2 protein-coding genes are annotated in these 1,149 nt (G+C 54.1%); both read right to left on the bottom strand.

Annotation, left to right across the window (positions count from 1 at the left end; translation table 11 throughout):
- Positions 1 to 78 precede the first annotated feature (78 nt).
- Positions 79 to 774 carry a DUF1804 family protein gene (locus EJP87_RS16835; protein WP_130472978.1) on the bottom strand — a complete coding sequence of 232 codons (696 nt, stop codon included), beginning with the start codon at positions 772 to 774 and terminating at the stop codon, positions 79 to 81.
- Positions 774 to 1,007, bottom strand: coding sequence for a hypothetical protein (locus EJP87_RS16830; RefSeq protein WP_130472977.1), 234 nt, complete (start codon positions 1,005 to 1,007; stop codon positions 774 to 776). Before EJP87_RS16830 ends, EJP87_RS16835 begins: the two co-directional genes overlap by 1 nt.
- Positions 1,008 to 1,149: the final 142 nt, after the last annotated feature.

Genomic DNA, 1,149 nt, shown 5'->3' with positions numbered 1-1,149 from the left:
CCCTCCACTTTAGCCTCAATCTCTTTTCGTAACCGTTCGGCTGTATCAGTTACGAATGTCAAAAATTGGCGAGGCGTTTTACGGTCCATGTTTTTGTGATAACTCCTCTCCAAAAGGTTGTAAAATTTCAACAATGACTGGCAAATGTTGCGGGTAGTGTTGGCGAGTAAAGGCGATCATGCGTTCCAGTACCTCCTGAGCCATCCCCAAATCCAGCGTGGCGCGCGCCAGCAGCTCTTTGACTTTTTGACCGCTGACCGTAGCAGTGCCGTAGACGCGCATCAGCTCCCGGCCAAAATCGGGGATGATGCGCCGAAAAACCCTGATGTCATCCGGGAACTCGCGCAGAATGAAGGAGTCAAGCGCCAGGGAAAAATCCTGGATCATGGCCACCCGGTTGATCTCTGGTGAGCCGCGCTGGGTAGTGTTGATGGTTTTGATATGGGCATCGGAAAGGCCGCGAATTACCTCGATAAGCTTAATGGTTTCGGCGGGGTTGTCGCTTTCCATGGCTGTTGTAAGCAAAGCCTGGGCGCGCAGGATGGTGGAGGAGAGCAGTTGCAGCATGGCGTGATTGATGGCATCCACTCCGCCCGTGCTCAACAAAGCGGCGCTGCGCGCCTTGTCCCAGTCGTCACCGTTTGCCTTGGCCTGAGCCAGCCATCGGCGCACGGTGGCTGCCGAGACTGGCAGCTCTGCCGCAATCTCTTCTGGGCTCATGCCTTGCAGAACGTAGCGTGTCCTGGCTTCTGGCAGGTGCGAGGTCTTGGCCATTACAGACCAAGGACTTTCTTGATGTAATCCATGGAAAGGGCGACAACTGCTGCCGCGCCTGTGCCGCCAATCGCGCCAATCAAGTTGGTCTTCAACTCCACTTTGCGCAGGCGTGTTTCCAATCTTTTGGAGTCTTCGCGCATCTCTTGCTGGTTCTTGCCGACCTCCTCCAGTTTGGCTTCTATACGCCCCATAGAGAGCAACATTTCTTGCGAAAAATTGAATTCAGACATGGGCTTTTTCCGTAATTGGTGCTGGTTGTCGGCTGCCAGGATCTTTGCTGGCCATCAGCAAACCTCCGGCAACCATTTGGCCGATATTGGCAAAGGCTTGAAATTTTTCTGGATCGAGATGTACGCCGAAAGCGCTGGCAGC

It is taken from the genome of Candidatus Magnetaquicoccus inordinatus (assembly GCF_004217665.1).
GTDB classification, from domain to species: domain Bacteria; phylum Pseudomonadota; class Magnetococcia; order Magnetococcales; family Magnetaquicoccaceae; genus Magnetaquicoccus; species Magnetaquicoccus inordinatus.
This window is presented reverse-complemented; position numbering and strand designations above follow the sequence as displayed.